Origin of the sequence: Gemmiger sp. An120 (genome assembly GCF_002160955.1) — a bacterium.
Taxonomy (GTDB): Bacteria; Bacillota; Clostridia; order Oscillospirales; family Ruminococcaceae; genus Gemmiger_A; species Gemmiger_A avium.
Window position 1 is genome coordinate 96,848 of the sequence record NZ_NFLN01000005.1, and the last position, 23,839, is coordinate 120,686.

The 23,839-nt window shown below is 63.3% G+C and carries 24 protein-coding genes; all 24 read left to right on the top strand.

The features are described 5' to 3' along the window. The first annotated feature begins 21 nt into the window (after positions 1–21). Positions 22–1,260 (top strand): glycosyltransferase family protein, encoded by a 1,239-nt coding sequence (locus B5E65_RS06285; RefSeq protein ID WP_087170915.1) that lies wholly within the window; start codon positions 22–24, stop codon positions 1,258–1,260. Continuing rightward, positions 1,257–2,498 (top strand): glycosyltransferase family 4 protein, encoded by a 1,242-nt coding sequence (locus tag B5E65_RS06290; protein WP_087170916.1) that lies wholly within the window; start codon positions 1,257–1,259, stop codon positions 2,496–2,498. Before B5E65_RS06285 ends, B5E65_RS06290 begins: the two co-directional genes overlap by 4 nt. Before the next feature lie 11 nt (positions 2,499–2,509). Further along, complete coding sequence (locus tag B5E65_RS06295) at positions 2,510–3,460, top strand: glycosyltransferase family 2 protein (RefSeq protein ID WP_087170917.1); 951 nt, start codon at positions 2,510–2,512, stop codon at positions 3,458–3,460. Next, positions 3,457–4,470: a glycosyltransferase family 2 protein gene (locus tag B5E65_RS16175; RefSeq protein ID WP_087170918.1), complete on the top strand. Its 1,014-nt coding sequence runs from the start codon at positions 3,457–3,459 to the stop codon at positions 4,468–4,470. The genes B5E65_RS06295 and B5E65_RS16175 overlap by 4 nt, the downstream gene beginning before the upstream one ends. 24 nt (positions 4,471–4,494) lie before the next feature. Beyond that, on the top strand, positions 4,495–5,508 hold the full coding sequence (locus B5E65_RS06305) for a glycosyltransferase family 2 protein (RefSeq protein ID WP_087170919.1): 1,014 nt from the start codon (positions 4,495–4,497) through the stop codon (positions 5,506–5,508). Beyond that, positions 5,501–6,451 carry a glycosyltransferase family 2 protein gene (locus B5E65_RS06310; RefSeq protein ID WP_087170920.1) on the top strand — a complete coding sequence of 317 codons (951 nt, stop codon included), beginning with the start codon at positions 5,501–5,503 and terminating at the stop codon, positions 6,449–6,451. The genes B5E65_RS06305 and B5E65_RS06310 overlap by 8 nt, the downstream gene beginning before the upstream one ends. A 54-nt stretch (positions 6,452–6,505) precedes the next feature. Further along, a complete protein-coding gene (locus tag B5E65_RS06315) occupies positions 6,506–6,919 on the top strand; it encodes a sugar 3,4-ketoisomerase (RefSeq protein WP_087170993.1) in 414 nt (137 codons plus the stop codon). Next, entirely contained in the window at positions 6,916–8,013 is a 1,098-nt protein-coding gene (locus B5E65_RS06320; RefSeq protein WP_087170921.1) for a DegT/DnrJ/EryC1/StrS family aminotransferase, read from the top strand. The genes B5E65_RS06315 and B5E65_RS06320 overlap by 4 nt, the downstream gene beginning before the upstream one ends. After that, the gene (locus B5E65_RS06325; protein WP_143402980.1) at positions 7,982–9,289 is read left to right on the top strand and encodes a glycosyltransferase family 4 protein; all 1,308 of its coding nucleotides are present in this window, start codon (positions 7,982–7,984) and stop codon (positions 9,287–9,289) included. Before B5E65_RS06320 ends, B5E65_RS06325 begins: the two co-directional genes overlap by 32 nt. Before the next feature lie 19 nt (positions 9,290–9,308). Further along, positions 9,309–10,421, top strand: coding sequence for a glycosyltransferase family 2 protein (locus B5E65_RS06330; RefSeq protein ID WP_158098531.1), 1,113 nt, complete (start codon positions 9,309–9,311; stop codon positions 10,419–10,421). A gap of 13 nt (positions 10,422–10,434) precedes the next feature. Then, complete coding sequence (locus B5E65_RS06335) at positions 10,435–11,469, top strand: glycosyltransferase family 2 protein (protein ID WP_087170924.1); 1,035 nt, start codon at positions 10,435–10,437, stop codon at positions 11,467–11,469. Between the two features lie 102 nt (positions 11,470–11,571). Continuing rightward, entirely contained in the window at positions 11,572–12,447 is an 876-nt protein-coding gene (locus B5E65_RS06340; RefSeq protein WP_087170925.1) for an ABC transporter permease, read from the top strand. Positions 12,448–12,462: 15 nt separating this feature from the next. Further along, complete coding sequence (locus B5E65_RS06345; protein ID WP_087170926.1) at positions 12,463–13,758, top strand: ABC transporter ATP-binding protein; 1,296 nt, start codon at positions 12,463–12,465, stop codon at positions 13,756–13,758. Positions 13,759–13,760: 2 nt separating this feature from the next. Then, positions 13,761–14,777: a polysialyltransferase family glycosyltransferase gene (locus B5E65_RS06350; protein ID WP_087170927.1), complete on the top strand. Its 1,017-nt coding sequence runs from the start codon at positions 13,761–13,763 to the stop codon at positions 14,775–14,777. Positions 14,778–14,783: 6 nt separating this feature from the next. Continuing rightward, complete coding sequence (gene kdsB / locus B5E65_RS06355; protein WP_087170928.1) at positions 14,784–15,521, top strand: 3-deoxy-manno-octulosonate cytidylyltransferase; 738 nt, start codon at positions 14,784–14,786, stop codon at positions 15,519–15,521. A gap of 9 nt (positions 15,522–15,530) precedes the next feature. Beyond that, positions 15,531–16,310, top strand: a complete 780-nt coding sequence (gene kdsA, locus B5E65_RS06360) for a 3-deoxy-8-phosphooctulonate synthase (RefSeq protein WP_087170929.1) — start codon at positions 15,531–15,533, stop codon at positions 16,308–16,310. 10 nt (positions 16,311–16,320) lie between these two features. Beyond that, the gene (locus tag B5E65_RS06365) at positions 16,321–17,295 is read left to right on the top strand and encodes a KpsF/GutQ family sugar-phosphate isomerase (protein ID WP_087170930.1); all 975 of its coding nucleotides are present in this window, start codon (positions 16,321–16,323) and stop codon (positions 17,293–17,295) included. A gap of 21 nt (positions 17,296–17,316) precedes the next feature. After that, positions 17,317–17,832 carry a KdsC family phosphatase gene (locus B5E65_RS06370; RefSeq protein ID WP_087170931.1) on the top strand — a complete coding sequence of 172 codons (516 nt, stop codon included), beginning with the start codon at positions 17,317–17,319 and terminating at the stop codon, positions 17,830–17,832. A 103-nt stretch (positions 17,833–17,935) separates the two neighbouring features. Then, positions 17,936–20,089, top strand: coding sequence for a DUF2142 domain-containing protein (locus B5E65_RS06375; RefSeq protein WP_158098532.1), 2,154 nt, complete (start codon positions 17,936–17,938; stop codon positions 20,087–20,089). 27 nt (positions 20,090–20,116) lie between these two features. Continuing rightward, positions 20,117–21,193 carry a glycosyltransferase gene (locus B5E65_RS06380; RefSeq protein ID WP_087170933.1) on the top strand — a complete coding sequence of 359 codons (1,077 nt, stop codon included), beginning with the start codon at positions 20,117–20,119 and terminating at the stop codon, positions 21,191–21,193. A 24-nt stretch (positions 21,194–21,217) separates the two neighbouring features. Beyond that, positions 21,218–22,363 carry a glycosyltransferase family 4 protein gene (locus B5E65_RS06385; protein ID WP_087170934.1) on the top strand — a complete coding sequence of 382 codons (1,146 nt, stop codon included), beginning with the start codon at positions 21,218–21,220 and terminating at the stop codon, positions 22,361–22,363. Between the two features lie 25 nt (positions 22,364–22,388). After that, the gene (locus B5E65_RS06390) at positions 22,389–23,108 is read left to right on the top strand and encodes a glycosyltransferase family 2 protein (protein ID WP_087170935.1); all 720 of its coding nucleotides are present in this window, start codon (positions 22,389–22,391) and stop codon (positions 23,106–23,108) included. Between the two features lie 3 nt (positions 23,109–23,111). Then, complete coding sequence (locus tag B5E65_RS06395; RefSeq protein ID WP_087170936.1) at positions 23,112–23,474, top strand: DUF2304 domain-containing protein; 363 nt, start codon at positions 23,112–23,114, stop codon at positions 23,472–23,474. A gap of 61 nt (positions 23,475–23,535) precedes the next feature. Further along, positions 23,536–23,835: a hypothetical protein gene (locus B5E65_RS06400; RefSeq protein ID WP_087170937.1), complete on the top strand. Its 300-nt coding sequence runs from the start codon at positions 23,536–23,538 to the stop codon at positions 23,833–23,835. The last annotated feature ends 4 nt before the right edge of the window (positions 23,836–23,839 follow it).

Here is a 23,839-nt window from a genome sequence, read left to right on the forward strand (position 1 = left end):
GTCTGGCCAAGGAGCTGCAACATGAAACTGCTTTTGATCCTGGACCGGGTGGAATACCCCCTGGCCCCCAACCCCCGCCTGGCCTGCCGGGTGGGGGAACAGCTGGCCCTGGCCGGCCATACCGTCGATCTGCTGGAGCTGAACGACGGCGCCGTTCCGCCGCTGCCCGCCCCCTGGGCGGCGTCCCACCGCTGCCTGCCCTTTGCCGACGAGGCCTGCATGGAACGCTGCCTGGAACACGGCAACCCCGGCGGCACACCGGTGCCGGTGCGGCTGCTGCGGCTGGCCGCCCATCCGGCGGCGGCACTGGCGGCGGTGCGCAAACTGGCGCTGCATCGCCCCCGGCGGCAGGGAACCGTGCGCCGTTTTCTGGAATCCCGGACCGGCTACGACTGGATGGTGGCGGTGGCCTCCCCCTATGAGGGGGCGCTGGCGCTTGCCCGGGCCCGAACCGGGGCCCGGCGGGCGGTCTGGTGCATGGACCCCTATGCCAACGACCATCCCAACGATCCCACCCCCGCCCGGGAACAGGCGCTCTGGGCGGCTATGGACAAGATCTTTGTTACCGAGCGGATGTATGCGGCGCTGGAGGAGCCCGGCTGTGTGCTGGGGGCTTTCCGGGGCAAGACCCGGGTGCTGGAATTCCCCAGCCTGACCCCGCCCCCTGCCGCGTCCCGGGCCGAAAAGGCGGACGATACGCTGGAATGCCTGTTCGCGGGCAGTCTGTACCCGGCGCTGCGCACCCCGCATTTTGCGCTGGCCCTGTTTTCTGCCATGAACCTGCCCGGGGTGCGGCTGGCCTTTGTGGGTCCGGGCTGGGAAAACTACCCGGCCGATACCCCCGCCGCCGCCCGGAAACAGCTGGGGGAGCGGCTGCGCATCCAGGGCCCGGTATCCCCGGCGGAAGCCGCCGCCCGGGTAGGCGCCGCCGATGTGCTGGTGCATCTGGGCAACGACAACAACGATCAGGTACCCAGCAAACTGTATGAATATTTTGCCGCGGGCAAGCCGGTGCTGGCGCTGCTCAAGCGTCGGGACGACCCGGCCCGGGAGGCGCTGGCCCGCTGGCCGCTGGCCTGCGTGGTCTATGAGGACGAGGGCACAGGCCCCCAGGTCTGCGCCCGGGTGGCGGAGTTTCTGCAAACCAAAGGCCGCGACCGCCTGCCCTGGCAGGAAGCCGAGCGGCTGTTTTGGGCCAACACCCCGGCCGCGGTGGCTCAGGCCCTGGCCGACGGACTGCAAACGGAGGAGATACAATGAAGGTTCTCTGGCTCGTAAGCGTTACCATGACCCCGGCTGCCCGGGCGCTGGGTCTGCCCGCCCCGGTGGGCGGCGGCTGGCTGGACGGTATGCTGGGCCGGCTGCGCGGCCGGGTGGAACTGGTGATCGCCTCGGTAAACGCCGCCGTGGGCCCGCAGCCCAAACCGGTGGAGACCGACGGTGTGCGTTTCTGGGTGCTGCCCCGGGGCGAGCAGGCGGATTTTGCCGAGCTGCTGGCCCGGGAACAGCCCGATCTGGTGCAGATCTGGGGCACCGAGTACCCGGCGGCGTCCGCGCTGCTGGCGGCGGCCGGGCCCCGGCGCACCCTGGTGACCATCCAGGGCCTGATGGGCCCCTGTGCGGAACATCTGCTGGACGGCGTGCCCGCGGAATACTGCGGTTCCGGCCCGGCCCAGCGTCTGGTGGACAAGCTGGTGCCCGGGGGCCTGCTGGACAAAAAACAGGCCTGGTTTGACGCCCAGGCCAGGCGGGAGGCCGCTCTGCTGGCCGGTACCGCCCACGTGAGTGGCCGCACCCCCTGGGACAAAGCCCAGCTGGCCCGGCTGGCCCCGCACGCCGCCTACTATTCCTGCGGGGAGATTCTGCGCCCCGCCTTTTACACCGCCCGCTGGCCGGGCATGCCGGAAAAGCCGGTGGTGTTCCTCACCCAGGGCAACTATCCGCTGAAAGGGCTGCACCGGCTGATCCAGGCGCTGCCCGCGGTGCTGCGCCGCTACCCGGATCTGACGGTGCGGGTGGCGGGCTGGCCCCCGCTGGATAAAGGCCCGCTGCTGCGCCCGGTGATCCGCTGGATGTTCCCGTACCAGCGCTATCTGGAAACGCTGGCCCGGCAGCTGGGGGTGGCCCACGCCATCCGGTACACCGGCCCGCTGGACGAGGCCGGGATGCTGCACCAGATGCAGAGCGCCAGCGTGTTTGTGCTCTGCTCTTCCATTGAGAACAGCCCCAACTCCCTGGGCGAAGCCATGCTGCTGGGGATGCCCTGTGTGGCGGCCGATACCGGCGGTGTGCCGGGCATGGCCGCCCATGAGCAGGAAGCCCTGCTTTACCCCCCGGCCGATACAGAGGCCCTCTCCGCCGCCCTGCTGCGGCTGCTGGACGATCCGGCCTATGCCGCCCAACTGGGCCGCGCCGCCCGGCAGCGCGCCCTCGTCACCCATGACCCGCAGCGCAACAGCCGGGCCCTGGAAACCATCTACCAAACCATTGCCGAATAAAGGAGCCCGCCATGGAGCAGCCGCTCGTGACCGTACTGGTCACCACCTACAACCAGGAACGATATATCCGCCAGACGCTGGACAGCGTGCTGGCCCAGCGCACCGATTTTCCGTTTGAGGTGCTGGTCAGCGAGGACGCGGGTACCGACGGCACCCGCGCCATCCTGCAGGAGTACGCCGCCCGGGACAGCCGCATCCGGCTGCGCCTGCGGGATAAGAACGTGGGCATCAGCCGCAACTGGTACGAGGGCCTGTGCGCCGCAAAGGGCGAGTTCGTCTGCACCCTGGAAGGGGATGACTGGTGGTTGTCCGAAGACAAGCTGCAAAAGCAGGTGGATTTTCTCCGCACCCATCCCGACTACGCGGCGGTGAGCCACCGCATCCAGGAGATCGACGACGCGGGCAACCGCTACAACTGCCCGCCCAGCGATCCCCGGCTTCTGAATCGGGACGCCACCATGGAGCTGTTTTTGCAGGGGGTGACCTTTTCCTGCACCGCCTGCCTGGTGCGCAATTTCTTCCGTACCCCGGATCCGGCCCGGGAGGCCTATGTTACCGCCAACCGCAGCATTGCGGACTTTGCCCTCTGCATGCTGTTTCTGGACGCGGGCCGGGTCTTTGTGATGGACGAGGCCCTTTCCGCCTACCGGGTGGCCGGGGTGGACGCTGCCCATCAGAACTACAACGCCACCACTACCGCCGTGCAGAAATACCGGGACTTTCTGCAGGTGGTGGAGGCCAGCCGCCGGTATTTCCGGGGCCGGTATCCGTTCACCCGCTGTGTGTGTGTGGGCACCTTTTTCCCGTTCTGTGACCGGCTGAAATACGGCGGCGCGGGCGCGTTTTTGAAGGAGATGAACCGGATGCCCTGGAAAGCGAAGCTGGCGTTTCCGTTCTACTTTGCGGGCCGGTGCATCCAGCTGGCCGTGCGGCGGCTGACGCGCCGGGGAGGCAACCCGTGACCGCCCCGCGGCTGAGCGTGGTGGTGCCGGTGTACAACGCCGCCGCCACCCTGGACCGGTGTGTGGAGAGCATCCTGCAGCAGACCGTTCCCGGCGGGCTGGAGCTGATCCTGGTGGACGACGGTTCCAAAGACGACAGCCCCGCCCTCTGCGATGCCTGGGCGGAGCGGGATGCCCGGGTGCGGGTGATCCACCAGCCCAACAGTGGCCCCAGCGCCGCCCGCAACGCCGGGCTGGACGCCGCCCGGGGGGCCTATATCAGTTTTGTGGATTCAGACGACCGGCTGCTGCCGGATACCTGCGCCGTCTTTCTGCCCCGGATGGGGGTGGAAGGGCTGGATCTGCTGGTCTTTGGCCTGGAACGGGCCAGCGGCTACGACGAACCGGTGCCCGACCTGACCGTGCCGGACTTCGCGGCCCTGGCCGGCCGTCTGGAATACCTGCTGGTGGATACCGGCATTCTGGCCAGCCCGGTGAACAAGCTGTACCGGGCCGCCTGCCTGAACGCGGCCCCGCCGGTGCGGTTTGATGCCCGCCTTGCCATCAACGAGGATCTGCTGTTTCATCTGCAGCTGCTGCCCCGGTGCGGGCGGATGGCGCTGTGCTCCCGGCCCGGCTACTGGGTGGACGACAGGGGAGAGAACTCCCTGTCCCGCCAGGGCCGCACCGACCTGCTGGCCGCCGAGGCGTACACCCGCCCCGCCTTTGCCGCGGTGCTGGACGCCGCCCGCCTGTCCGGGCCGGAAAAACAGCACCTGCTGCAGGCCCGCCGGGTCAGCGTGTATACCATCCAGTTCTGGCTGCTGGCGGGGCGCCCCTGCGCCGCCGGTACCCTGCAGGTGGCGGGGCTTGTGCGCCGCATCCTGCGGTATGCCCCCGCCCGCCGGGCGCTGCTGGCGCGGCTGCGCACCGATCCCAACCGGCTGGCCGCCGGATTGCTGCGGCTGTGTGTGACGCTGCGGCTGGCCCTGCCGCTGGCGATGCTGTTCCGGCTGCGCCATCCCGGCTGAACCTTGCAACAACAGGAGGACACTATGCCCCTTATCAGTATCATCACCACCGTATACGACGCCAAAGACTACCTGCCCCGCACCATCCAGAGCATCCTGGCCCAGACCCTCACGGATTTTGAGCTGATCCTGGTGGAGGACGGCAGCCCCAACGGCTGCGGCGAACTCTGCGACGAGTGGGCCGCCAAGGACAGCCGCATCCGGGTGATCCACAAGCCCAACGGCGGCCCGGCCAGCGCCAGCAACGCCGGCCTGGACGCCGCCCGGGGCCAGTACATCGGCTTTGTGGATTCGGACGATCTGATCGCGCCGGATATGTACGAAAAGCTGTACCGGGCCCTGACCGAGGCGGGCTGCGCCATGGCGGGCTGCAACGCCCGCTGCATCAACGAGCAGGACCAGAAGGTGGAACGCACCGTGTCCGCCGCGCTCTGCGGCCGGCAGGACGCGCTGGAACTGTTCCGGGATGTATTCCAGAACGGCGGCATGTACGGCATGCTCTGCTGGAACAAGCTGATCGATGCCCGGCTGTTCGAGGGGCTGCGGTTCGATACCACCCTGCTGTACGGGGATGACTGCAACATCCTGCACAAAATCTACGACGGCCAGCAGATCGTCTGCCTGCCGGACGAACTCTATTTTTACCGGGAACGGGCGGGCAGCCTGACCGCCGCTGCTTTTCGTCCCCGCATGCTGGACGACCTGACCGTCTATAAAATGTGGTATGACTACCTGCTTACCCGCCCCGGCCGGGAGGATCTGGCCCAGTGGGCGCTGGCACGGTACTGGCAGGTGTTCTACATCTTTTATGTGCATGCCCGTCAGCAGGGCGAACTGGACGAGACTGCCCGGGCGGCGTTTGCCGCCCATCTGCCGGTGCTGCGCGGCCTGAAACGGGCCATCCGGGCCTGCCCGCACATCGCCAAAGGGGAGAAGCTGCGGGCCATGCTGTTCTGCCAGAACCCGGAGCTGGTCTACCGGGCCGCCAAGGCCTGGGGCGATTTTACCGAACGGCGGAAAGGAGCGCGCCATGCCTGAGATCAGCGTCATCGTGCCGGTGTACAAGGTGCAGGAATTCCTGCCCGCCTGTCTCGCCAGCCTGACCAGCCAGACCTTCCGGGACTTTGAGTTGATCCTGGTGGACGACGGCAGCCCGGACGAGTGCGGCGCGCTCTGCGATGCCTGGGCCGGGCGGGACGGCCGTATCCGGGTGATCCACAAGCAAAATGGGGGCCTGTCCAGCGCCCGCAATGCCGGTCTGGAGATCGCCCGGGGCCGCTACATCGCCTTTGTGGACTCGGATGATCTGGTCACGGCGGATTACCTGGAAACCCTGCACACCGCCATCACCCGCGAACAGGCCGATATGGCCATCGGCGCGGTGGAGGACGTGGATGAGCAGGGCGCCTCGCTGCCCACTCCGGCGCTCACCACGCCGATGGAGGAGGGGACCTTCAGCGGCCGCAGCCTGCTGTCTTGTCTGTACAGCCCCCAGGCCACCTATTATACGGTCGCCTGGAACAAGCTGTACGCCGCCGGGCTCTGGAAATCCCTGCGCTACCCGGAGGGGCTGAACAACGAGGATGACGCGGTGGCCCACCGTCTGCTGCTGGCCAGCGGCCGGGTGGCGTGCAGCGGCCGGGTGGTCTATCACTACCGGCTGCGGCCGGGCAGCATCTGCCGCACCGGCCTGTCTCCCTCCAGCTTTGACGCGGCGGATGCCCTCTGCGACCGGTACGAGTTCTTTGTAGCCCGGGGCCTGCCCGCCGATCTGCAGGACCGGGCGCTGGCCGCCTGCTGGCGGCGGTACCTGTCCCTGAGCGCCCAGGCCGGGCATCAGCCCGCCGACGAGGCGCTGCGCACCCGCTGGCGGCAGGTACAGGTCCGGATGCGTCCGCTGGCCGGTGCCGCTGCCCGCTGCCGTCTGCTGCCGCTGCCGGTGCGGGCCCAGTGCCTGCGTCAGGCGCTGAAAAAGATTTGACTTATCCTATGAAATCGGGTATTTTGTATGATGGAAAGGCAGGTTTTCAAGGCTATGCAGTACAGGCTCCTTCCCATCCGCACCATTGAGACCCCCGGCGAGGGGTACCTGAGTTTTTTTGAGGGCGGCATCGAGCTGCCCTTTGAGATCAAGCGCATCTACTATATCCACGGCACCTCCGCGGGGGTGCTGCGGGGCGGCCATGCCCACCGGCAGCTGCGCCAGCTGCTGTTCTGCCCCTACGGGCGCATCCGCATCCTGCTGGACGACGGCCGGGAAAAGGCCGAGGTTCTGCTGGACAGCCCGGACAAGGGCCTGTTGCTGGACAGCGGCCTGTGGCGGGAAATGCTGTGGGAGCAGAGCGATTCAGTGCTCTGCGTGGCAGCCAGTGAACATTACGACGAGGCCGACTATATCCGGGAGTATGACCGGTTCCTCGCCTGGTGCAAGGAGGCGCACAAGGAATGAAGATTGAATTCAACGTGCTGGACCGGCAGTTCCGCCAGTTCCAGGACGAATATGAGGCGGCGGCCCTGCGGGCGCTGCGCAGCGGCTGGTATATTCTTGGCAAAGAGCTGGAAGCCTTTGAACAGGAATACGCCGCCTTTAACGAAAGCAAATACTGCGTGGGGGTAGGCAGCGGCCTGGACGCGCTGGTGCTGGCCTTCCGGGCGCTGGGCGTGGGCCCCGGCGACGAGGTGCTGGTGCCCGCCAATACCTTTATCGCCAGCGTCATGGGCGTTACCCTGAACGGGGCCACCCCGGTGTTTGTGGAGCCGGACGAGTTCTACCTGCTGGATGCCGCCCGGCTGGAAGCAGCCATTACCCCCCGCACCCGGGCCATCCTGCCGGTGCACCTGTACGGGCAGATCTGCGACATGGACCCCATTCTGGAGGTGGCCCGCCGCCACAACCTGTTTGTGGTGGAGGACTGCGCCCAGGCACACACCGCCCGCTATAAAGGAAAGATGGCCGGTACCTTCGGGGATATCGGCTGCTTCAGCTTTTTCCCCACCAAGAACGTGGGCGCTTTCGGGGACGCGGGCTGCATTGTCACCGATAACCCCGACCTGGCCGACAAGGTGCGCACCCTGCGCAACTACGGCAGCAAGGTCAAGTATCACAACGAGATGGAAAACGGCGTGAACAGCCGCCTGGATGAACTGCAGGCCGCCCTGCTGCGGGCCAAGCTGCCCCATGTGGCCGAACTGATCGCCCAGCGGGAAAGCGTGGCCCGGCGGTATCTGGCCGGTATCCGGAATGAAAAACTGATCCTGCCCGCCATCCGCCCCGGCTGCGGCCATGTGTGGCACCTGTTTGTGGTGCGCACCGCCGACCGGGCCGGCCTGATGGCCCATCTGGAACAGGCGGGCATCCACGCCCAGATCCACTATCCCATCCCGCCCCATCTGGCGCCCTGCTATGCCAAGCTGGGCGGCTGTCCGGGGGATTATCCCATCGCGGAGGCCTACGCCGACCAGGTGGTGAGCCTGCCGCTCTACAACGGAATGACCGATGAGGAGGTACAGTATGTCGTTGACGCCGTCAACAGCTGGCAATAAGCCCAAGCTGTTTCTGATCCCGCCTCCGGATCTTCCGGTGCCCGCCACCCGCGGCGGCGCCGTGGAGAGCCTGATCACCCATCTGATCCAGGAAAATGAGATCCAGCAGCGGCTGGACCTGATCTGCGTGAGCGCCCCGGACGACACCGCCCAGGAGCAGGCCGCGCTGTATCCCCACACCCGGATCTACTACCTGCCCCATAAGGATGAGCGGGGGCTGTGGGGGCCCATGTGCGGCGTGATGCGCCGCCTGAACCAGCCGGTGCCGCTGGATCCCTGGTACAACCGGGTGGCCAAGCTGGTCAAGGAGGAAAAACCGGATCTGGTAATTGCCGAGGGCGGCAATCTGCTGGAACTGGCCCATATCAGCCGCCAGGTCGGCCGGGACAAGATGCTGGCCCATCTGCACATGCAGACCCAGTGCACCCCTGATCTTGAAAGCCTGTACGGCGGCGTGATCGCCATCAGCCAGTATGTGGCCGGCCTGTGGACGCCCACCCGCCCCATGGCGGTGCATATGATCCCCAACTGCGTGGATGTGAGCCGCTTCTGCCCGGGTGAAAAGGCAGAAAAGGCCCAGGCGCAGGCCCTGCGGGAGGAGCTGGGCTTCTCCAAAGAGGATTTTGTGGTGCTGTTCTGCGGGCGCATCTGCCCGGAAAAGGGTATCCACCGTCTGGTGGAGGCGCTGCGCCGCTGCGAGGACCCGGCGGTCAAGCTGCTGGTGATCGGCAGCCCCTTCTTTGACGACGAGAGCGATTCCCCCTTCTTCTCCCAGCTGCGGCAGGGTGCTGCCGACCTGCAGGAGCAGGGCCGGATCGTCTTTACCGGCTTCATTCCCAATGAGAAGCTGCCCGCCTACTACCGGGCGGCCAACGCGGCCTGCTTCCCCGCGCTGTGGGACGAGCCCGCCGGCATTACCGCCATCGAAGCCATGGCCTGCGGCTGCCCGGTGGTGGCGGCCCGGTCCGGCGGTATGCCCGAGTATCTGGAGGGTTCCGGGGCGCTGCTGGTGGACCGGGACGAGATCGTCTATGGTACCCTGACCGCCCCGCTGCCGGAGGCCAAGCCCATGACCGAAAGCCTGCTGGAAGCGGTGCATTACCTGCGCATCCATCCCCGCATCCGCGCCCGCATCGGCAAGGCCGGTGTGGAACGGGCCCAGGCGTTCAGCCGCCAGACCTACTATGAGCATTTCTGCCGTCTGGCCGGCGTGGGCGCGCCGGTTCCGGCCGGGACAGAGGAAGAACTTCCGTCCGAAGCGCCGGCGCAGGAATGATTTTTCCAAGAAACAAACCATGGCAGACCTTCTGCCGGACAGGAGCATGCCCATGACCGCCCAGCCCGAGATATCGTTGGTAATTCCGGTTTATAAAGCCCGGCAGTGGCTGCCGCGGGCCGTGGACAGCGTGCTGGCCCAGAGCTGCCCGGATTTTGAACTGATCCTGGTGGACGACGGCAGTCCGGACGACAGCGGTGCAATCTGCGATGCATACGCCGCGGCGGATCTCCGGGTGCGGGTGATTCACAAACCGAACGGCGGCGCGGCCAGCGCCCGAAACGCAGGGCTGGAGGCCGCCCGGGGGCGCCGCCTGGCCTTTATGGACAGCGATGATCAGATTTCCCCGTTTCTTCTGGAATGCGCGCTGCAGCAGGCCGAGCGTTTTCCGGATGACTTTATCCTCTGGAAATACTGCACCGGAGAGTCCGGCCTGGTAAAACAGCGGGAAGAAATGAAGGTGTCGGTCTGGCGCCAGGAGCAGATCGGCAACCTGTACCGGAACGGCTGGTTCGGGGCAGTCTGGGCCATGTTGTTTGACCGGGAACTTCTTCAGACCAGCGGGGTTCGCTTCGATGAAAGCCTTCGCCTGGGCGAGGATCTGGTTTTTGTGTTTCAGTATTCCCGTGCCCTGTTTGCCAAGCATCCCCGGGGCGGCTTCCGGATGCTGGAAGCCGGTCTGTATTTTTACGACAACAACGGCAAGGAAAACAGCCTTTCCCGGCAGTTTGCGCCGGATTTCTGTGAAAATTGGAGCCGGGTGTTCCACGAGACCCTGACCATTGCCGAGCAGGTCTTTCACATCCCGGCCGCGGACAGCTGTGCCATCTATCAGAACTATCTGCGCACGATCGGGGTAGGGTTGCATTCTGTCCTCTGCCTGGAAAACGGCCCGATGGATGAGCGCCGCGCCCGTGCCCGCGCCTGGCTGGCCGGCCCTTACGCGGATCAGCTGCGCCGGGTGTTCCGGCAGCGGCACTATTTCTCCCTGTATTATTGGCCGCTTCGGCTGCGCTGGCTGGGCGGTTTTGCCCGTCTGGGACAAATGCAGGCGGAAAACGAGTCCCGCTATCTCACATGGCATTACCGGGGCCAGGCAATTCATGATCGTATTTTTGGCCCTGTAAGATAAAAGGGAGGCGTACATGCCGCTTTTTTCTGTAATCATCCCCGTTTATCGGGGCGAAGCGTTTCTGAAAGGCTGTGTGGACAGCCTGCTGGCCCAAACCATGGGAGACTTTGAAGCGCTGCTGATCGATGATGGAAGCCCGGATGGAAGCGGTGCCCTCTGCGACGCGCTGGCAGCCGGGGATTCCCGGCTGCGGGTGATCCACAAACCAAACGGAGGCGTAACCAGTGCCCGCAACCGGGGCATTCAGGAGGCGCGCGGACGGTGGATCCTGTTTTTGGATCAGGATGACCGGTTTTATCCCCATACCCTGGCAAGCATTTCCGAAGCGCTGAAACTGGCCCGTCCCGGCGAGTTGATCACCTGGCCGTTCAGTACCTGGAAAGAGGTTCATGCGCCGGGCACAGAGCCGTTTACCCGGTTCTCCCTTTCGGAACTGGGGAGATTTTATGCCTGGGGTACCACCCACTATGTATGGACCAAGCTGTTCGACCGTGAACTTCTGACGGCTCACCCGGAGATCCGGTTTGATGAATCCATCCAGGACGGCACCGACGATCTGCCCTTCTGCAACCTTTACTGTGAACAGCTGTTTGCGGATGCGCCGGCGGGTGGCCTGCTGCTGATCAATATGGCCGCCTACTATTATGAAACCGGCAATGAGGCAAGCGTCAGCAACCGGCTGCAGCCTCTGCAGCCCTGGCACCTGACAATGTTCTGGGATCTGTTCCGGGATTATACCGGCCGGTACGGTGTACCGCCCCGGGATATGCGGACAATTCTGCGCCAGTGCCTGCAGACACTGGCATACGGCATATACAGCTGCCAAACGCCGGAACAGCAGCCGGCGGTGTGGGCACTGCTGCGGGATCCGCGCCTGCGGGAGATGCTGCAATACATGAAACGCCATCACCTGGATTCGCCGTTTTACATCGCGTTCCGTATGCGGCTGCCCGGTGTGATCCGCCGTCTGTCGGCCAGCTCACAGGCGGACCGCCGTCTGCTGGACCGGGCGGATCATCTGGACCGGCTGCTGCGCCGCTGCAAATAGTGCGGCGCGTTTTGCATTTTACAGCTGTGCATGATATAATGAACCGATGTGCTGCACAGTAGCCGTTATGCGATTCTGACTATATGAAAACGAGGGAATGAAATGGCACAAACGAGCAAAAACGAGAAGTGGACAACGGTCATCCGTCCCCATACCGGATGGTTTGACATCGACATCAAGGAAGTATGGGATTACCGGGATCTGATCCTTCTGTTTGTAAAGCGCAATTTCATCATTACCTATAAGCAGACCATTCTGGGGCCGCTGTGGGTGGTTGTCAGCCCGCTGATCACCAGTGTGATCTTCACGGTGGTGTTCGGCGGTATCGCGCAGATCTCCACCGAAGGCGCCCCCCAGTTCCTGTTCTACATGGCCGGCAACGCGGTCTGGTCCTTCTTCTCCACCTGCCTGACCGGCACCGCCAATACCTTCACCAACAACGCGGGCCTGTTCGGCAAGATCTATTTCCCCCGCCTGGTACAGCCGGTTTCGCAGGTCCTCACCTCGCTGGCCAACTTCGGCATTCAGTTCTGCATGTTCCTGATCTTCTGGGTCTACTTCCTGCTGAACCCCAGCGTGGAGGGCGGCGTAGTGCGGCCCAACCTGTGGATCCTGGCACTGCCGTTTATTCTGATCATGGTTATGGCATTCGGCCTGGGCATGGGCATTATTGTGTCCAGCCTGACCACCAAGTACCGCGACCTGGCGGTGGTGGTAGGTTTTGGCGTGTCCCTGTGGATGTATGCTACCCCGGTCGTTTATCCCATGTCTCAGCTGGATTCCTCTCCCACACTGAAGTTCCTGGTGGGGCTCAACCCCATGACCGGCCCGGTGCAGGCCTACCGCTATGCGCTGCTGGGCTGCGGTTCGGTGTCGATAGGGGCGCTGCTCTACAGCCTGGCGTGGACCGCTGTGGTGCTGACCTGCGGCGTAATCCTGTTCAGCCGCATTGAAAAGACCTTTATGGATACCGTGTAAGGAGGCGTGGCAGCAATGGCAAACAATGAAATGACCCGTCCTGAAACGGTGATCAGTATCCGGGACGTAAAAAAACAGTACAAGCTGGGCCAGATTGGCGGTGGCACCTTAACCGCCGACCTGCAGAGCTGGTGGGCCCGTATTCATGGCCGTGAGGACCCCAACACCATCGTGGGTACCGATACCCGCCTTTGGGGTACCAAGTTCATGGCTCTGAACGGGGTCAGTTTTGATGTGCACAAGGGCGAGGCCGTGGGCATTATCGGCCGCAACGGCGCCGGCAAGAGCACCCTGCTCAAGATCCTTTCCCGCATTACCGCTCCTACCGAGGGCGAGATCTGCATCAAGGGCCGGGTAGCCAGTATGCTGGAGGTGGGCACCGGCTTCAACGGCGAGATGACCGGCCGGGAAAACATCTACATGAACGGCACCATCCTGGGCATGACCAAGGCAGAAATTACCGCCAAACTGGACGAGATCATTGAATTCTCCGAGTGTGCCGAATTTATCGACACCCCGGTCAAGCGGTATTCCAGCGGTATGTTCGTCAAGCTGGCTTTCTCGGTGGCCGCCCATCTGGACAGCGAAATCATGGTTATGGACGAAGTCCTGGCCGTGGGCGATATGAAGTTCCAGAAAAAGTGTCTGGGCCGTATGAGCGACGCCGCCAACCAGGAAGGCCGTACCGTGCTGTATGTAAGCCATAACATGAGCACCATCCGCCAGCTGTGTGACCGCTGCGTGGTGCTGGATCAGGGCCGGGTCATCTACGACGGCGACGTGGAAAAGGCCATCGCCCTCTATATGGACAGCAGCAATGTAAACGTGCCCCATTACGACCTGATCAATGTGGGCCGTTCCACCACCGGCGCAGGCACCCGCCTGCAGCTGCAGAGCCTGGATTTCCTGGACTGCCAGGCCACTGTATTCCCCAAAGAACAGCCGATACGCATCCGGGTCAAATGGTATGCCAATGAGGCGTTCAAGGGCGTAAACCTGAAACTGAACCTGCACCGGCGGGACTCCACACCCATCGGCATCACCCATCCGGTGGACCTGGGCCCCACTGAGCCCGGGAAAACCTACGAGACCATCTTCTCCCTGGATGTCTCCATGTTCGGTGAGGGGCAGTATTACTTCTATATGGACGTGTTTGAGGGCGTGGTAGGCCAGGGCGTCTGCCTGGACAAGCCCAATGTGGAGTTCAGCTTTGAGGTCACCGGCACCGATCTGCTGGTGCCTCAGTGGCATATGGCCTGGGGCCCCATCCACTTCAAGCCGGTAACCATTCTGGAACAGAAGGAAGTATAAGCATGGGCGCCGACGTTCTGTTTATCTGCCATACTCAGTACCAGGCAATGGTCAGTGTGGTCAAGGTGCTGTGCGCGCCGGAGGGCTTTCGCGCGGATTTTTGGCTTTCCGCCGCGCTGCCCGCCCGGGCTCAGCTGGCTGCCCGGCTGCAGGAGGCCGGCCTGGCGGGCCGTACCTTCCTGCCCCAGGACAATACAGAACAGTACCCGTCGCTGGAGAACACTTCATTGCTGATGCGCCGCACAATGGCCTTCAAGCATGCGGCAGCGGCGGGATTTCCGCTGCGCCTGGGCGAGTACCGGGAAATCTGCATCTATAACGACTGGAACAGCGCCGGGCGTTATTTGCAGGACCGGGGCGTGGCCTATGTGCTGGGCGAGGATACCTACAACAATCTGGACCATCCCAACCATTGGATTGACGACCAGGCCGCCGAGCCGGACTTCACCCGGCGGCAGCTGACCGGGGCGGGCTACCTGTTCTGGGGCGCGTACCGGGGTGTGACCGCCGTGGAGGTGGCCAGGCCGGAGACAGTGGCCTATTATCCCGGCAAACTGCGGGAATTTGATGTGTTTGCCCGGCTGAAGACGCTGGATGCGGCGGGCCGGGCCGCTTTGCGCCGGGTGTTTGCCGGCGAGGAGATCCCGCCGGTAAGCCCGGACAGCTGCCTGTTTTTGTCCCGCGGCTACTACGCGGACCGGGAGGTTTTCTGCCAGGCGGATCAGGACCGGCTGTGCCGCTATATCGTGGAAAAATACGCTGCCGGCCGCCAGCTGTTCATCAAGACCCATCCCCGGGACGAGACCGATTACAAAGCCTTGTTCCCCGACGCGGTGGTGCTGAACCGGTTCATGCCGGCCGAACTGTTGGATTATTGCTTTGACGTGCGGTTTGGCCGCGCGATAGGATTTGGCACCAATGCGGTGCGCAATCTGCGCTGTGCCGACGAGCTTATTGATATTCAGGACATCAATCTGGCGGACTTCCGCACGCCGCCGCCGGAACAAGAAAAGGGGTAAGCAACTATGAAGATCATCGGTGTGATTCCCGCCCGTTACCAGAGCAGCCGGTTCCCCGGTAAGCCCTTGGCGGACATCTGCGGCAAACCCATGGTCTGGTGGGTCTACCACCGGGCCAGCAAGGTAGCCCGTCTGGACGAGGTGTATGTGGCCACCGACGACGAGCGGATCGAGTCCGCCTGCCGCCAGTATGGCATTCCCTGCGTCATGACCAGCACCGAGCATAAAAACGGCACCGAGCGCCTGGCCGAAGTGGCCACCAAGATCGTGGCTGACATCTATGTAACCATCCAGGGGGACGAGCCCCTGCTGGAGCCCGCCACCATCGACGCGGTGCTGGACACCATCCAGTCGGAGCCGCAGATTCCCTGCGCCACCCTGAAAACCCCGTACCACAACCCGGTGGACGTGATCAACGGCACCACCCCCAAGGTGGTCTGCGATGTGAACAACGATATCCTGCTGTTCACCCGCAGCCCGGTGCCTTATCCCAAGGCGGCGCTGGATTACATCATCTACAAGCCGATCGGCGTCTATGCCTTCAAGCGGGAGACCCTGCTGTACTACGCCACGCTGGAGATGGGCCCGCTGGAAAAGGCGGAGGAGATCGAGCTGCTGCGCCTGGTGGAGCACGGCGTCAAGATCCGCATCGGCGTGGTGGATTCCGACACAGTTGCAGTGGACACCTACAAGGATCTGGAACGGGTGCGTGCCTACATCGAAGCCCACCCCGACCGGGTATAAGGAGGAACTATGGACAAGCCCATGATCTGGATTGCCGGCCCCTGTGTGATCGAATCGGAGCAGCTGGTGATGGAGATCGCCCCTCGTCTGGCGCAGATCGCCGACCGGCTGGGGCTGGATCTGTATTTCAAAGCCTCGTTTGACAAGGCCAACCGCACCAGCCTGGCCTCTTTCCGCGGCCCCGGGCTGGAAGAGGGGCTGGAGATTTTGCAGAAGGTCAAGGACCGGTACGGCCTGAAACTGGCCACCGATATCCATGAGCCCTGGCAGGCCGAGCCGGTGGGCAAGGTCTGCGATCTGGTGCAGATTCCGGCGTTCCTTTGCCGACAGACCGATCTGCTGGTGGCGGCAGCCCGCACCGGCCGCAAGATAAACGTGAAAAAGGCCCAGTTCCTGGCCCCCTGGGATATGGCCAATGTGGTGAACAAGCTGGTGGAAAGCGGCTGCCAGGATCTGATGCTCTGCGAGCGGGGCACCAGCTTCGGCTACAATACCCTGGTGGTGGATATGACCGGCATCCCGGAGATGAAAAAGCTGGGCTGGCCGGTGGTATTTGACGCCACCCACAGTGTGCAGAAGCCCGGGGGAAAGGGCAGCTGCACCGGCGGCAACCGGGCCTATGTGGAACCGCTGGCCAAGGCGGCGCTGGCCGCCGGCGCGGACGCCCTCTTTATGGAGGTGCACCCCGACCCGGACAAGGCCCTCTCCGACGGGCCCAACATGGTGCCGCTGGCTGAGCTGGAACCTATGATGGAACGGCTCATGCGGGTCTACCGCGCGGTGCGCTGAGGAGGATTCCATGAACGATACCGAAAAACTGGCCGATGCCCGCCGCGTTTTTGACGTGGAGATCGAGGCGCTGCGCCGTACCCGGGATGCGCTGGACGAAACTTTTGTGCAGATTCTGGACCTGGTCACCGGCTGCAAGGGCCGCGTGATCCTGACCGGCATGGGCAAGCCCGGCCACATCGCCGCCAAGCTGGCGGCCACGCTGGCCAGCCTGGGCACCCCTGCCTTTCATCTGCATCCCGCCGAGGCCCTGCATGGCGACCTGGGCATGGTGGGGCCGCAGGACGTGGTCATCGCCATCAGCTACAGCGGCGAAAGTGAAGAGATCACCCGCATCCTGCCCAATATCCGGATGATCGGCGCCACCCTGGTGGGCATCACCGGAAACCCCAACTCCACCCTGGCCCGTGCCTGTGATGTGGTACAGGTGTTCCCCAAGTTTGACGAAGCCTGTCATTTGGGCCTGGCGCCCACCTCCAGCACCACCGCCACCCTGGTATATGGCGACGCGCTGGCCGTGGTGGCCAGCGGCGTTTACGGCTTTACCCAGGAGAACTTCGGCATGTACCACCCGGCGGGCGCGCTGGGCAAAAAGCTGATCTACCGGGTAGGGGACATCATGTTTACCGGCGAGGCAAACGCGGTGATCGGCTCCGATGTGACCTTTAAGGACGCCATTGTGGAGATGAGCCGCAAATCCCTGGGTATCGTGACCATGGTGGATGAAAACGGCTGTCTGGCCGGTGTGCTGACCGACGGCGATCTGCGCCGCCTGCTGGGCAAGGGCGTGGATGTGTACAGCCTGCAGATCCGGGATGTGATGACCGCCCGGCCCACCTTTACCACGCCGGATACCATGGCAGTCAACGCGCTGCAGGTGCTCAAAGCCCACCGCTTCGGTGCGATGCCGGTGGTGGACGGGGACAACCGGGTGGTGGGCACCATCACCCTGCAGGCCATTCTGGCCGCGGGCATCGTGCTGTAACCGGCCGGAAAGGAGCCTTGTATGGACTATCGACCCATGCGCCTGCTGGTGCTGGACGTAGACGGAACCCTCACCGACGGGGCCATCTATATGGGCCCGGACGGGGAGATGTGCAAGCGCTTTTCCGCCAAGGACGGCCTGGGGCTCAAGCTGCTTCAGTCGGCGGGGGTGGAGATCGCCATTCTCACCGGTCGCCGCAGCCGGATCGTGGAAAACCGGGCCGCCGAACTGGGCATTGCCCGCGTGGTGCAGGGCATCTCGGAAAAGCCGGCTGCCCTGCGGCAGCTGGCGGCTGAAACGGGAGTTTCGCTGACGGAAACCGGCTATATGGGGGACGATCTGAACGATTTGTCCGCCATGTGCCTGTGCGGCGTGCGGGCCTGCCCCGCCGATGCAGCCCCCGAGGTACGGGAAATCTGCCAGTTTGTGTCGGATTTCCCGGGCGGACAGGGGGCGGTGCGCCAGTTCTGCGAGGCCTGGCTCAAATCCGCCGGCCTGTGGGAGACGGTCAGCCCCCGCCCGGTCAGCGCCCAGTAAAGAAAGAGAAATGCAGCGCTCTGCCAAAGGCAGGGCGCTATTTCTTTTTCCCTGTAACTATGGTATACTGTCAATATCCACGACCTTAAGGAGAATCCTGCGGATGAACCGAGTTTTGTCTGTCTGCAAGCGGTATCGCCGGCCGCTGGGCATCGCCTTCCTGGCGCTGCTGTGCCTGGGCATACTGGCTTGTATATGGCTTACGGCAGTGCTGCCTGCCCAAAGCAAGAGCCAGAGCGTCAAGCTGAACGATCAGTATGACCAGAGCCTTGCTCTTACCGAGCCGCTGACCCAGACCTTTACCACCGACCGGCCGCTGGTGGGCCTGGGCTTTCAGATGCGGGCGGAGGGTACCTGTGCCGGAACACTGCATCTGGAACTGTACAACGACGATACCGGCGAATTGCTGAGCATCAGCACCGGTGATCTGGCCTATCTTGTGCCGGACGGATACACCGTGATGGGGCTGGACACGCCGGTAGCGGCAGGCACTGCCGAACGTTACCGGCTGGTTCTGACCGCTGAGTACACCGATGGCAGCGCACAGGCCACGGTGGGCTTCGGCACGGACGGCCTGGATGGAACGCTGTATCTGGGGGATACCCCTGTGTCCGGCAGTCTGGCGCTGCTGGCCGTTACCGAGCAGATCGGCGGTTTTGTGTCTGCCTATTTCTGGGCGTTCGGCCTGTTGGCCACCGCGCTGATCTGTCTTTACGCGACGGCAGTTACCGGGCCGCGGCCCTGGCCGCTGCACCGGCTGTGCTTTGTGCTGGTACTGGCGTTCGGGCTGCTGTTCACCATGCTGCTGCCCCCGTATTCGGTGCCGGATGAACAGTATCACATCAACCAGGCGTTTACCCTGGCCTCCCGTATTTCCACCCACCTGGCGCCGGACGGTTATCCCATCGGCGCGGTGCCCATCCAGGAAACCTTCCGCCGGGCCACCGACCAGGGCCCGCTGCTGCAGGATGCCAACACCACCGTCTTTACCTGGCGGGAATATCTGCGGCAGCTGGATTCCAGAAGTGATGAAAAGCTGGGTCAGATCGTTTGTTATAATGAGCTGCAGGCCAGTTCGGACAATACCCTGTACCTGGTCAGCGGGCTGGCGGTGCTGCTGGGCTATATGCTGCATCTGGGCTTTGCCCCCACGCTGCTGCTGGGGCGGCTGGCCAATCTGCTTGCCTTTGCCCTGCTGACAGCCTGGGCAGTCAAACGGGCGCCTTTCGGCAAACGGGTATTCCTGGCCGTTGCGCTGCTGCCCATGACCCTGCATCTGGCTGCCTCTTTCAGTCGGGACAGCCTGCTGCTGGGGCTGGTGTTTGCCTTTACCGCCCTGGTACTGGATGCTGCCTGGGGCCCGGCTGAGCGGATTCGCCCGGTGCATCTGGCGGCGCTGGCGATATTGCCGGTGCTGTTTGCCCCGGCCAAGATGGTGTATCTGCCCCTGGCCGCCCTGGTGCTGCTGATTCCCGCTGCCCGCATCGGCCGGCGGGGGAACTGGTTCAAAGCGGGCGTGCTGGTGTTGGCAGTATTGGCGTTCTGCCTGTCGCCCACCAACCGGCTGACGCTGGAAGGAATCTGGACCACCGATATCTCCAGCGTGTCCGCCGCACCGGCGGATGCGCAGCCCGAGCAGACTGTCTCTCCCGCGCCGGAATCCACAGCGCAGTCTGTGACAGAACCGGAAGCAGAAGCCGCGGAACCCGATGCAGCCGAAGAGGAACCGTCTGCGGAGAGCGGCCCCACCCAGGGGCTTGTGGCTGAGCAGGACAAGGCCACCTACAGTGTGAGCTACATTCTGCACAACCCGGGCACAACCCTGAAACTCTTTGTAAATACTCTGCTGGAGAACACCGATCACTATATCCGCAGCCTGGTGGGCGGCAGCCTGAGCTATTACACCCTGGATCTGGCCTGGGGCTGGGTGCTGGTGCTGTACGGCCTGCTGGCGGCAGCGCTGCTGGGCGGGGGTTCCCCGATGCCGGCGCGGGCCCGGCTCTGGACAGGCCTTTTGTGCCTGTTCTGCCTGGGGCTTACCGTAGGCGGCTGCCTGGTCTGGACCCCGATCTATTACACCACTCTGTACGGATTGCAGGGGCGGTATCTGCTGTGTTTCCTGCCTGCGGCGCTGCTGGCGCTGCGGCCGGCACAACCCCGCCTGGCTGCGGGCAGCGCCCATGGCCTGGTGCTGGCGTTTGTGCTGGTGGACGCGGGGGTGCTGCTGAATGTATTTCTTGCGGTGCTGGCCCGGTAAACGGGTGCATAATAAAAGGAGAAATCTATGTTCGATTATCTTGACGTACCGGTGATTATTCCTTCCCTGGAACCGGACGACCGTCTGCCCACCCTGCTGGGGGAAATGAGGCAGGCGGGCATCCGCCGCATCCTGCTGGTGGACGACGGCAGTTCCCAGAGCTACCGGCACTATTTTGACGAAGCGGAAGAGCAGGGCTGCACGGTGCTGCGCCATGCGGTAAACCTGGGCAAGGGCCGTGCGCTGAAAACTGCCTTCAACCATTGCCTGAACGTCTGGCCGGATGCCCCCGGCGCCATTACCGCCGATTCCGACGGGCAGCACTCGGTGCCGGATATTCTGCGCTTCATGCAGGAAATGTGCGCCCATCCGGACAGTCTGCTGCTGGGCTGCCGGGATTTTGACGACGCGGGTGTGCCGTTCAAAAGCCGGTACGGCAATAAAATCACCTGCTTTATGTTCCGGTCTCTGTGCGGGGTGTCGGTCAGCGATACCCAGACCGGCCTGCGCGGCGTGCCCACCACCTTTATGCGCCGGCTCATGAACGTGGCGGGGGAGCGGTTTGAGTTTGAGAGCAATATGCTCATCGAGACCAAGGACCGGCTGCCCATCCGGGAACTGCCCATCCAGACCATCTACGATTCCAAGGAGAATCACACCTCCCATTTCCACCCGCTGCGGGATTCCGCCCGTATCTATGCCATCTTCGGCAAGTTTTTGTTCTCCAGCCTGTCTTCCAGCGTGCTGGATCTGGCGCTGTTCACCCTGTTGATCTGGCTGCTCAAACCCTTGTTTGCTGACCCGAAAATGGCCATCTTTGCCTGTACTGCGCTGGCCCGGGTCTGCTCGGCCACCTATAACTATTACCTGAACCACCGGGTGGTGTTCCACAGCCAGGCCGGGCACAGGCAAGCCGTGGTCCGCTACTTTATCCTGGCGGTGATCCAGATGCTGGCCAGTGCCGGTCTGGTAAGCCTGATTACGGTTACACTGCTGGGCAATCCGGTGGGCGCGGAACTGCCGGTCAAGATTGTGGTGGATATGGTGCTGTTCTTTATCAGCTTCCAGATCCAGCGGGAGTTCGTCTACAAGAAAAAAGCCTGACAGCGCGAAAGGAGGCCCGCAGCGGTGACCATCTGCTTTTTCTCCGCCCAGTATCTGCCCACTGTGGGCGGCGTGGAGCGGTATACCTTTAACCTGGCCCGCCGGGTCGTGGCGGCCGGGCACACCGCTCTGGTGGTCACCAGCGCGCTGCCGGGCCTGCCCGAGGAAGAGACCGACGAGTATGGCATCCGCATCCTGCGCCTGCCGGTCTGGCCGCTGATGAACGGCCGGTTCCCGGTGCTGCGTCCCGGCCGCCGGATGAAAGCGCTCACCCGCAAATTGTGGAAGCAGCCCATCGACCTGTGCCTCATCAATACCCGGTTTTATGTGAGCAGTCTGTACGCGGCGTACCAGTGCCGCCGCCGCCGGATCCCGGCTGTTCTAGTGGATCACTCCACCGGCCATCTGCCCATGGGCAATGGGCTGCTGAACGCCGCCGGCGCCTGCTACGAGCATATGGCCGCGGCTTTCCTCAAGGCCTGCCGGCCCCGTTTCTTTGGGGTCAGCCAGGCGGTCTGCCGCTGGCTGGCGCACTTCGGTATCCAGGCCGAAGGCCAGCTGTACAATGCGGTGGACCCGGCGGAGGTGCGCGCGCTGGCCAATGCCCCCGACCGGGTGGACTGGCGCGAAAAGCTGGGCCTGCCCGCCGATCAGAAGCTGGCGGTCTATCTGGGGCGTGTTATCCCGGAAAAAGGGGTGGCCGAACTGATCCGGGCTTTTTCCGCCGCCGCGCCTGCGGGCTGCAGCCTGGTGGTGGCCGGCGACGGCCCGCTGCTGCCCCGGCTGCGGGAGAACTGCCCGTCCGGTGTGTACCTGGCAGGTTCGGTGCCCTACGCTCAGGCCATGCAGCTGCTGGCCCAGGCCCAGCTGTACTGCCTGCCCACCTACTACGCCGAGGGTTTCCCCACCACCTTTCTGGAGGCGGCGGCCTGCGGCTGTCCCATTCTGACCACCCGCACCGGCGGCAGCGATGAACTGCTGCCGGACGAGCGGTACGGCGTGCAGCTGGACGGGGTAGAGGAGACAAGCCTGGCAGCAGCGCTGACCCGCTGCCTGACGGATGAAGCCTGGCGGCATCAGGCGGCCCGCCTGACCGGGCAAAGGCTGGAGGAGCGGTTTACCTGGGACGCGGTGACCGCCCGGCTGCTGGAACTGGCCGGCACAAAATGACCCGTTTGCAAAAGGAAGGGAAAGTATGGCAAAGTTATTGATCGTGATTCCCGCTTTCAACGAGCAGGAGAACATCGTGCGGGTAGTGGATGACCTGGTTGCCCGCTATCCGCAGTATGATTATGTGGTGATCAACGACGGCAGCCGGGATCACACCGCGGCCCTCTGCCGCCGCCACGGGTACCGGATGATTGACCTGCCGGTAAACCTGGGGCTGGCAGGCGCATTCCAGACCGGCCTGCGTTATGCCGCCGAAAACGGCTATGACTGCGCGCTGCAGTTCGACGCGGACGGTCAGCATCGGCCCGAGTACATCCAGCCCATGCTGGACAAGCTGGAAGAAGGGGCCGATATTGTAATAGGAAGTCGATTTTTAACTGTGCGTAAACCCAAAAGCCTGCGGATGCTGGGCAGTTATCTGATCAGCTGGGCTATCCGGTTGACCACCGGGCAGGCCATCTGCGATCCCACCAGCGGTATGCGGATGTTCAACCGGGCCATGCTGGAGGAATTCAGCACCAACCTGAACTACGGGCCGGAGCCGGATACCATTAGCTACCTGATCAAAAACGGCGCCGTTGTGCGGGAGGTTCAGGTGGAGATGGGGGAACGCACCGCCGGCAAGAGTTACCTGAACTTTGTGCGCAGTGTGGAATATATGACCAAGATGGGCCTGTCGATTCTGCTGATCCAGTGGTTCCGCAAACGGGATACCGACAGCCCCTATGCTGAAAGGAGCGTGTAAGCAATGTTGGGGATCAGTTGGCAGATCCGCCTGGTGCTGGTGCTGGGCAGCCTGATAACGGTGGCGTTTGTGCTGCGCCGGGTGCGGCAGGCCCGCATGCAGATCGAGGACAGCATCTTCTGGCTTCTGTTTGCCTTTTTCATGTTTATCCTGAGCCTTGTGCCGCAGGTGGCCTATTGGGTGTCGAATGTATTCCGTTTCCAGAGCCCAATTAACGTTGTGTATCTTGCTATCATATTTATACTGTTTGTAAAACAATTCTTTATGAGCATTCAACTCAGCCAGATGGATTCCAAGATACGGGCCCTGACCCAAAAGGTGGCACTCAACGAGGAAAAGATCGAGCGGGAAAAAGACGATTTGTAATGCGGCCGCAAATGTGGTATACTGATTTAGATACTTTAAACCGAGATGGAGCGTGATGAGAATGGCGTTTGAACCCAAACTTACCTATAAAGGCCGTCCCCTGGTCCGCAGCAAGAATGAGATCTACTACGGCAGCCTGAGCGATCCCTATGTGGTGTTCATGCAGGTGCTCACCACCAAAGAGGAAAACGGCGTGCAGGTAGCCGATAAGATTCATGTGGTGCTGCTGTCCACCAACGCTTCCAAGCCCCTGCCGGAGCGCATCATGAAGCAGAGCTCCAAAACCGGGCTGTACACCGCCCTGGAGATCGGCACCATGTGGCTGGAGCGCGCGCTGAAAGAAGAACCCGCCAAAAAGTAAACAA